The sequence below is a fragment of the Actinomadura sp. CNU-125 genome (assembly GCF_001942465.1).
In the GTDB taxonomy this organism is placed as follows: Bacteria; Actinomycetota; Actinomycetes; order Streptosporangiales; family Streptosporangiaceae; genus Spirillospora.
This window is the reverse complement of sequence record NZ_MKJY01000226.1, coordinates 1-8,636: the sequence shown is the minus strand read 5'-3', so window position 1 is coordinate 8,636 and position 8,636 is coordinate 1. Positions and strand designations below refer to the sequence as shown.

The following is an 8,636-nucleotide window of genomic DNA, read 5'->3' as shown; positions in this document are numbered from 1 at the left end:
GTCCCTGCCCGCCGCCCTGCGCACCGCCGGCCCCCTGCCCGGTCCGGCCGGGCGTCGGGAGGACCGTGGGCGGCGCGGTGTGCCGGGTGCGGCGCGTTGGACGGCGCGGTCGCACCGGCCGCGGGCGTCCGGGCGCCCGCCGCACCGGCGCCGCCGTCCTTCTCCAGCAGCGGGACGCGCGACCGCGGCGGCGCCGCGACGAGCAGGACCGCGACCCCGTACCCGGCGATCCGTCCCCAGATCGACCGGCCGCGCCGCCCCGGCCTCCTGGTGTTCATCCGCGTCCAGCCCTCTCTGCTCCCGCGCGTTCCCCCGCGCGATGAGCGTCGAGGCTACCAACGCCCGGGGACGCCCGCGCTGCGGCGACGACCGCCCCCGGACGGGCGGTGTCAGACCTGCACGCGGGCGTCGACGGCCGCGGCGATCTCGTCGGCCGCCGCGCCGATCGGCACGCCGTTCTTCTGCTCCCCGTTGCGGTAGCGGAACGACACGGCGTCCTTGGCCACGTCGTCGTCGCCCGCCAGCAGCATGTACGGGATCTTCTGCTTCTGCGCGTTGCGGATCTTCTTCTGCATGCGTTCGGAGGAGGTGTCGACCTCCACCCGGATCCCGCGCTCGCGCAGCGCCGCCGCGACCTTCTCCAGGTGCGGGACGTGCGCGTCGCCGATCGGGATCCCGACGGCCTGCACCGGCGCCAGCCACGGCGGCATCGCGCCCGCGTAGTGCTCGACCAGCACGCCGAGGAACCGCTCGATCGACCCGAACAGCGCCCGGTGGATCATCGCGGGCTGCCGCCGGGTCCCGTCGGACGCCTGGTACTCCAGCCCGAACCGCTTCGGCTGGTTGAAGTCGAGCTGGATGGTCGACAGCTGCCAGGTCCGGCCGATGGCGTCCTTGGCCTGCACCGAGATCTTCGGGCCGTAGAACGCGGCGCCGCCCGGGTCGTCGACGAGGTCGAGGCCGGACTCCTCGGCCGCCTGCCGCAGCGCCTCGGTGGCCTCCGCCCAGTCGGCGTCGTCGCCGATGAACTTGTCGGAGTCGTCCTTGGTGGACAGCTCCAGGTAGAACTCCGAGAGACCGAAGTCGCGCAGCACGCTGAGCACGAAGCTCAGCAGCGACTTGATCTCGTCGCCCATCTCCTCCTTGGTGGTGTAGATGTGGGCGTCGTCCTGGGTCATGCCGCGCACGCGGGTGAGGCCGTGCACCACGCCGGACTTCTCGTACCGGTAGACCGAGCCGAACTCGCACATCCGCAGCGGCAGCTCGCGGTAGGACCGGCCGCGCGACCGGAAGATGAGGTTGTGCATCGGGCAGTTCATCGGCTTGACCCGGTACTCGACCTCGTCCACCTCGAAGGGCGGGAACATGTCGTCGCCGTAGTACGGCAGGTGCCCGGAGATCTCGAACAGCGACGACTTGGTGATGTGCGGGGTGTTGACGAACTCGTAGCCCGCCTCCTGCTGCCGCCGCCGCATGTAGTCCTCCATCTCCTTGCGGATGATTCCGCCCTTGGGATGGAAGACGGGCAGCCCGCTGCCGAGCTCCGGCGGGAAGGAGAACAGGTCGAGTTCCGCGCCGAGCCTGCGGTGGTCGCGCTTCTCGGCCTCCGCAAGGAACTTCAGGTACTCGTCCTGCTTCTCGCGGGACTCCCACGCGGTGCCGTAGATGCGCTGGAGCTGCGGGTTCTTCTCGCTGCCGCGCCAGTACGCGCCGCCGGAGCGCATCAGCTTGAACGCCGGGACGACGCGGGTGGTCGGCAGGTGCGGGCCGCGGCACAGGTCCTTCCAGCGCAGCTCGCCGGACTTGGCGTCGAGGTTGTCGTAGATGGTCAGCTCGCCGGCGCCGACCTCGACGGCCGCACCCTCCGCAGCGTCCTCGGCGCCGCCGCCCTTGAGGCCGATCAGCTCCAGCTTGTACGGCTCGCCGGACAGCTCGGCGCGGGCGTCGTCGTCGGACACCGGGCGCCGCGCGAACCGCTGCCCCTGCTTGACGATCTCGCGCATCTTCTTCTCGATGCGCTTGAGGTCCTCGGGGGTGAACGGCTCGGCGACGTCGAAGTCGTAGTAGAAGCCGTTCTCCACGGGCGGGCCGATGCCGAGCTTCGCCTCGGGGAACAGCTCCTGGACGGCCTGCGCCATCACGTGCGCGGCCGAGTGCCGCATGATCGCGCGCCCGTCGGCGGAGCCGATCTCCACGGGCGCGACGCTGTCGCCGTCCTGGAGCTCGCCGGCCAGGTCGCGCAGCTCGCCGTTGACCCGGGCGGCGACGACGGTGCGCCCGTCGGCGTCGAGGGCCTGCCCGGCGGTCGAGCCGGCCGGCACCACCCGTTCGCTCCCGTCGAGGGTGATGCGCAGCTCAGACACGGTGGACACGGGTACTCCTCGCGATGACGGATCGGATTCGGCGGGTTCCGATGCTATCGAGTCGGGCGCTCCGCCGGACGCGTCCCGTCCTCTCCGTTCGTCCATTCGCCTGCCTCCTTCGTGCGGGGCGGGCTCCGGCGCGGTCCCGGAAAGCGGTGAGGCCCCGGGATCGCTCCCGGGGCCTCACCGCGTGCAATGTCAGTGCATGCGGCCGTAGCGCCGGGATAGACCCGGCGTCGTCGTCTCGAAGACGTTCCCGAACACGGCTCGCATGTGTCCCACTCTAACGGACGGTGCCCCGTCACGCCCGTGCCCTCATGGTGAGCTTGTCCATGTCCTCCAGCTCCCGCCCCTTGGTCTCCGGGACGACCCGCCAGGTGAACAGGAACGCCAGCGCGGCGAAGAACGTGTACAGCCCGTACGCGAGGACGAGCGACACGCTGGACAGCTCCGGGAACGTCGTCGTGATGATCCAGTTCGCGATCCACTGCGACGCGGTAGCGACGGCGAGCGCGGCCGCGCGGATGAAGTTGTTGAACATCTCGCCGAGCATCACCCACACGACCGGACCCCAGGTCGCGGCGAACGAGGCGACGAAGACGTTGGCGGCCACGAGCGCGACCGGGCCAGCGACGTCGCCGAGCGCGGGCTCCCCGTCCACCACGGTCGCCGTGGAGAAGCAGACGGCCAGGGTGCCGAGCGACAGCGTCATGCCGGCGGCGCCGATCAGCAGCAGCGGCCGCCGCCCGATCCGGTCGATCAGTGCGATCGCCACCAGTGTGAACACCACGTTGACCACCGAGTTGATCACGGAGGTGAACATGGCGTCGCTCTCGGTGTAGCCGACGGCCTGCCACAGCGACGACGAGTAGTAGAAGATCACGTTGATGCCGACGAACTGCTGGAACACCGACAGCAGGATCCCGACCCACACGACCGCGAGCAGGCCGAACGTGCGGCCGCGCAGGTCGCGCAGGCGCACCGGACGGTCGGCGCTGATCGACCGGCCGATCTGCCGGATCTTGGCGTCCACCTCGCTCGGCTTCATGAGCCGCGCCAGGACGTCGCGGGCCCGCTCGGTCTCGTGCCGCTTCACCAGGTAGCGCGGCGACTCGGGGATGGTCGTGGCGATCACCCCGTAGACGACGGCGGGCACGATCGCGCTGGCGAACATCCACCGCCAGGCCGTCCCGCCCCAGGGGAACGCGCCGCTCGCGCCGCCGTCGGAGACCTCCGCGATGACGTAGTCGACGACCAGCGCGGCGAAGATGCCGAGGACGATCGCCATCTGCTGCAGCGAGCCGAGCCGCCCGCGCAGCTCGGCGGGCGCGATCTCGGCGATGTAGGCGGGCGCGATGACCGACGCCGCGCCGATCGCGAGGCCGCCGACGACCCGCCAGAACGTCAGGTCGACCGCGTTGAAGGCCAGCGCGGAGCCGAGCGAGCTGACCACGAACAGGATCGCGGCGATCAGCATGACCCGGACCCGGCCGAGCCGGTCGGCGAGGGGGCCCGCGAACCAGGCGCCGACGGCGCAGCCGAGCAGCGCGGACGACACGACGAAACCGACCGTGAAGTCGCTCAGGCCGAACTCGTCCTCGATCGCGCCGACCGCCCCGTTGATCACCGACGAGTCGTACCCGAAGAGGAAGCCGCCGAGGGCGGCCGCGCCCGCGAGGAGCGCGGCCGTCGCGGCCGAATGCGAGGGGGCCTGCCCGGGGGACGGATCGTCGCGGGGCGCCGGGCCGTCGCTGTTCGATGGGGTCATGCCCGGCGATCTTCCCGGGAGCGGTGACCTTATGCGGACGCCCGGGCCCCGGCCGACGGCCCCCGCGCGCGCCGGTTCAGTCGCGGACGGCCACGCCCAGGACGTGCGGCGACGCCGGGTTCGGCGGCCCCGAATCGGGGAAATCGAACCGGCGCGCGCCGCGGACGGTGAAACCGAGCCGCGCGATGAGCTCGTCGGTCGGCCGGGCCAGCCGGCAGCCCCCGGCCAGGAACGGCCACACGAGGTCGGCGTACCGCTGGAAGCGCACCTTGCGCGGCGTGCTCCCCCGGACGTGCTCGTAGAAGCGCAGCTCGCCGCCGGGCTTGAGCACCCGCCGGATCTCGGCGAGCGCGCGCAGCGGGTCGCGCACCGAGCACAGCACGAGCGACGCGACGACGACGTCGAACGACGCGTCGTCCAGGCCGAGCTCCTCGGCGCGTCCGGGCCGGACCGAGACCGGGACGGGCGCGCGCGCCGCGGCCGCCATCGCGCCGCGCCGCAGCCGCGGTTCCGGCTCGACCGCGACGACCTCGGCCACCTCCGGCGGGTAGTGCGGGAAGTTGGCCCCGTGCCCGGCGCCCACCTCCAGGACGCGGCCGGACGCGCCGGCGAGCAGCTCCGCGCGGTGCGCGTCCACGCCCGCCCGCGCGGACGCGGCTGCGATCCGCGGGTAGAGCCGGGCGAAGATCGGATGCCTCAGGTCCGTCATGCCCGCAGTGTCCGCCGCGAAGCGATCATGCGCAAGATCGCCGCGCCCGTCCGGCCCCCGTCGGGCGCCCGTCCGGCGCCGCCCGTCCGATACCTGGGGGCCCGGTCCGAAAATCCCTCCCCGGGTGCAGGCGGGCGCGTCACCGCACGTCCTAGGCTTCCTGACAAATGAACGAGACCGACCACTTCGAGGCGGGACGGCCGCGGCTGACGGCGGGCGTGCGTTCCGCCGTCCTGCCGGGCGGGGACGAGCCGGGCGTCACGCTGCTGCCCGCGCACCCGGCGCTGCGCTACCCCCTGATGGCGTTCCTGCTCGCCTTGACGATCGGGTTCACCGCGGGATCCATCGCCATCTCCGTCGTCGCGGACGAGATGGACCCGGGCGTCGCCTGGCCGCTCGGCGTCCTGCAGGCGGCACCGCTGATCTTCGCGGCGCGGTGGCCGCTGCGGGCGTGGCGGACGGCGGCGGCGGGGATGCTGCTGATCGTGCTGGTCCGGCACGGCGAGGGGTTCATGCCGTGGCCGGTCACGGCGATCCTGGCGATGGTGGTCATCCTGTTCTTCGTCGGGGTCGGCTGCGACCGGGAGACGACGGTCGGCGTCGGGGCGGTCACAATCGCGGGGGTGTTCGCGCCCGCGGTGCTGTTCGGGACGCCCGGCTGGTTCGGCACGATCCTGGCCGGGCTCGCGGCGCTCGCGCTGACGTTCGGCGACGCGGTCGGCGGGCGGCACTCGGCGATGGCCGAGCTGCGCCGCCGCGAGGAGCAGCACCGCGAGGACCTCGCCCGGCAGGCGGTGCTGGAGGAACGGGCCCGGATCGCGCGGGAGCTGCACGACGTCGTCGCGCACCACATGTCGGTGATCGCGATGCAGGCGGAGGCCGCCCCCTACAAGATCCCCGAGCTGCCGGACGCGGCGCGGCAGACGTTCGGCGTGGTGCGGGACGCGGCGCGCGAGGCGCTGACCGAGACGCGGCGGGTGGTGGGGCTGCTGCGCTCCGCCGACGAGGGCGCCGAGCGGACGCCGCAGCCCGGCCTGGACCTGCTGGACGACCTGGTGTCGACGGCCCGCCGGTCGGGGCTGTCGGTCGCCACCGTGGTCACCGGGCTGCCGCGGCCGCTGAACGCGGGCGTGGACCTGTCGGCGTACCGGATCGTCCAGGAGTCGCTCAGCAACGCCGCCCGGTACGCGCCGGGCTCGCGGGTGCACATCGAGGTGAAGTACGGGACGGAGTCGCTGCGGGTCACGGTCACCGACGACGGCGCCCGCAGCACCCCGGCGGAGTCGCACGGCGGCGGCCACGGGCTCGTCGGGATGCGCGAGCGCGCGATGATGCTGGGCGGCGACCTGCAGGCCGGCCCCATCGGCGGGGAGGGGGACGGCGAAGGGGACGCCGACGGCCGCTCCGGCTGGACGGTCGTCGCCGAACTCCCCTACGGGGACGCCGATTGATCTCCTGGCGGGGGGCTTGACGCCGTAAGGTGGCGTCGTGACGATTCGGGTGCTGATCGCCGACGACCAGGTGATGATCCGCGACGGGCTCGCGGCGCTGCTGTCCTCCGATCCGGGGATCGAGGTGGTCGGGCAGGCGGGCGACGGCCGGGAGGCCGTGACGATGGCCCGCGAGCTGGACCCCGACGTGATCGTGATGGACATCCGGATGCCGGAGATGGACGGCCTGGCCGCCACCGCCGAGCTGGTCGGCACGCCCCTCGGCGACGCGCGCGGCGACGCCGACGCCGCGGCGGTGCGGCCGAAGGTGCTGGTCCTCACCACGTTCGACCTGGACGAGTACGTGTACGAGGCGCTGGGGTCGGGCGCGAGCGGGTTCCTGCTGAAGGACGCGTCCGCGGCCGACCTGGTGAACGGGGTGCGGGTCGTCGCGGCGGGCGACGCGCTGCTGGCGCCGTCCATCACCCGGCGGCTGATCGGCGACTTCGCGCGGCGCCGCCGGCACCAGCGGCCGAGCCCGCAGGCGACGGCCGGGCTGACGCCCCGGGAACGGGACGTGCTGCGGCTCATCGCCCGCGGACTGTCGAACGCGGAGATCGCGGCCGAACTCGTGCTGGCCGAGCAGACCGTCAAGACGCACGTGGGGCACGTCCTGACGAAGCTGGCGCTGCGCGACCGCACGCAGGCCGTCGTCTACGCGTACGAGAACGGCCTCGTCGGCGGCTGACCCGTCACCGGGACGGATCGAGGACGAGCTTGCCGCTGGTGCGGCGGGCGCGCAGGTCCTCGTGGGCGCGGCGGACCTCGGTGAGGCCGTACTCGCCGCCCCCGACCACCCGCAGCCGGCCGTCGGCGGCGAGGCCGAACAGCTCGGTGAGGGCGGTGCGCATGACGTCCCCGGGCAACTGGAACACGTGCGCCAGCCACATGCCGGAGATCGTCGTGGAGTGCGACATGAGCGCGGCCGGACGGACCGGGCTCGGCTCCTTGCGGGACGCCATGCCGTAGAACGCGAGGCGGCCGAAGGGGGCGAGGGCCTTCATGCTCTGGTCGGTGACGGTGCCGCCGGTCATCTCCAGGACGGTGTCGACGCGGCGGCCGCCGTTGGCGTCGATCAGCGCGGCCTTCATGTCCGGCTCGTTCGCGTCGACGGCGACGTCGGCGCCGAGTTCGAGGGCGAGCGCCCGCTTCTCCTCCGACGAGGCGGTGGCGATGACGCGGCCCGCGCCCCACGCCTTGGCGAGCTGGACGGCGAGGGTGCCGACGCCGCCCGCGGCCGCGTGCACGACGACGGACTCGCCCGGCGCGAGGTGGACGTTGCGGCGCAGCAGCACCCACGCGGACGCGCCCTGCACGATCATGCCGAGGGCGGTGACGTCGTCGACGGCGTCGGGCACGTCCCACGCGAGGGTCTCGGGCGCGACGGCCTTCTCGGCGTAGCCCCCGGTGCCGACGAGCGCGACGACGCGGCCGCCCGCCTTGGTGCCGACGACCTCGCCGCCCGGCACCATCGGCAGGGTCGACTCGGCGAGGTAGCTGTTCTCGGCCTGGTGGGTGTCGGCGTAGTTGATCCCGGCGCGCGCGACGTCGACGAGCAGGTGCCCGGGCCCGGCGACGGGGTCGGGCAGCTCGGTGACGTGCAGCACCTCGGGACCGCCGAACTCGGTGATCTGTACGGCTCGCATGGTTCTCCGTTCGGACGGTTCGGGTCGGGCGGCGGGGCGCGATGGGTCGGCGGTCGGCGATCAGCGGGGGCCCGGGACGCCGCGGAAGCGGAAGGGCTCGGACGTGCGGCCGGGGACGACGTACCAGGCTTCGCCCGCGGCGTCGCCCGCCAGGATCGACATGAAGGCTTCGACGACGTCGGCGACCTCCAGGATCGGGAAGCCGGTGTCCTGGAGGTGCCCGCGGATGCCTTCGAGGATGTCGGTGTCGGCGAAGGACGGGCACAGCGCGTTCACGCGGATCCCCTCGGGCGCGTGAGGTGGGGCCGGGCGCGGACGAGACCGACGACGGCGGCCTTGTTGGCGCCGTAGACGGGGTCGAACGGGGTGGCGGTGAGCCCGGCCATGCTGGCGGTGGCGACGATGTCGCCGCCGCGCCGGCGCGCAGCGCGGGGAGGGCGGCGTGCGCGCCGTACACGACGCCGTCGAGGTTGATGCTCATGGCGCGGCGGTAGGCGACGGGGTCGAAGTCGTCGCCGACGCCGCCGCCTCCGGCGACGCCCGCGTGAGGAACGCGAGGTCGAGCCCCCCGAAGCGGTCGACGGCGGCGGCGACGGCGGCTCGCTGTCGGCGGGCTCGCGCACGTCGCAGCGCACGAACGCGCCGTCCAGCCTCGGCGGT

General features: G+C 73.4%; 10 protein-coding genes. 2 read left to right on the top strand and 8 right to left on the bottom strand.

Annotated elements, in window-relative coordinates:
* The 4 genes from BJF79_RS53700 to BJF79_RS25285 form a co-directional block, all read right to left on the bottom strand.
* A partial coding sequence (locus BJF79_RS53700; protein ID WP_410050137.1) for a hypothetical protein occupies window positions 1-278 on the bottom strand: 278 nt, incomplete at its 3' end.
* 111 nt (window positions 279-389) lie between these two features.
* Window positions 390-2,372, bottom strand: coding sequence for a threonine--tRNA ligase (gene thrS, locus BJF79_RS25295; protein WP_075901035.1), 1,983 nt, complete (start codon window positions 2,370-2,372; stop codon window positions 390-392).
* Between the two features lie 292 nt (window positions 2,373-2,664).
* Entirely contained in the window at window positions 2,665-4,131 is a 1,467-nt protein-coding gene (locus tag BJF79_RS25290) for a sugar porter family MFS transporter (protein ID WP_075901033.1), read from the bottom strand.
* A 76-nt stretch (window positions 4,132-4,207) separates the two neighbouring features.
* Entirely contained in the window at window positions 4,208-4,840 is a 633-nt protein-coding gene (locus BJF79_RS25285; RefSeq protein WP_075901031.1) for a class I SAM-dependent methyltransferase, read from the bottom strand.
* Between the two features lie 167 nt (window positions 4,841-5,007).
* On the opposite strand from BJF79_RS25285, the gene BJF79_RS25280 reads away from it, so the two are divergent.
* A complete protein-coding gene (locus tag BJF79_RS25280) occupies window positions 5,008-6,291 on the top strand; it encodes a sensor histidine kinase (RefSeq protein WP_083733864.1) in 1,284 nt (427 codons plus the stop codon).
* Between the two features lie 73 nt (window positions 6,292-6,364).
* Complete coding sequence (locus BJF79_RS25275) at window positions 6,365-7,018, top strand: LuxR C-terminal-related transcriptional regulator (protein ID WP_410050138.1); 654 nt, start codon at window positions 6,365-6,367, stop codon at window positions 7,016-7,018.
* 4 nt (window positions 7,019-7,022) lie between these two features.
* Here the strand turns inward: BJF79_RS25275 and BJF79_RS25270 are convergent, their stop codons facing one another.
* The 4 genes from BJF79_RS25270 to BJF79_RS61525 all read right to left on the bottom strand — a co-directional run.
* Window positions 7,023-7,976: a zinc-binding alcohol dehydrogenase family protein gene (locus BJF79_RS25270; protein WP_075901027.1), complete on the bottom strand. Its 954-nt coding sequence runs from the start codon at window positions 7,974-7,976 to the stop codon at window positions 7,023-7,025.
* Between the two features lie 60 nt (window positions 7,977-8,036).
* Window positions 8,037-8,252, bottom strand: coding sequence for a hypothetical protein (locus tag BJF79_RS61535; RefSeq protein WP_262402555.1), 216 nt, complete (start codon window positions 8,250-8,252; stop codon window positions 8,037-8,039).
* Entirely contained in the window at window positions 8,249-8,362 is a 114-nt protein-coding gene (locus BJF79_RS61530) for a hypothetical protein (RefSeq protein WP_262402554.1), read from the bottom strand. Before BJF79_RS61530 ends, BJF79_RS61535 begins: the two co-directional genes overlap by 4 nt.
* 91 nt (window positions 8,363-8,453) lie before the next feature.
* Window positions 8,454-8,636, bottom strand: a 183-nt coding sequence (locus tag BJF79_RS61525; protein WP_262402553.1) for a hypothetical protein, incomplete at its 5' end; no start/stop codon positions are given.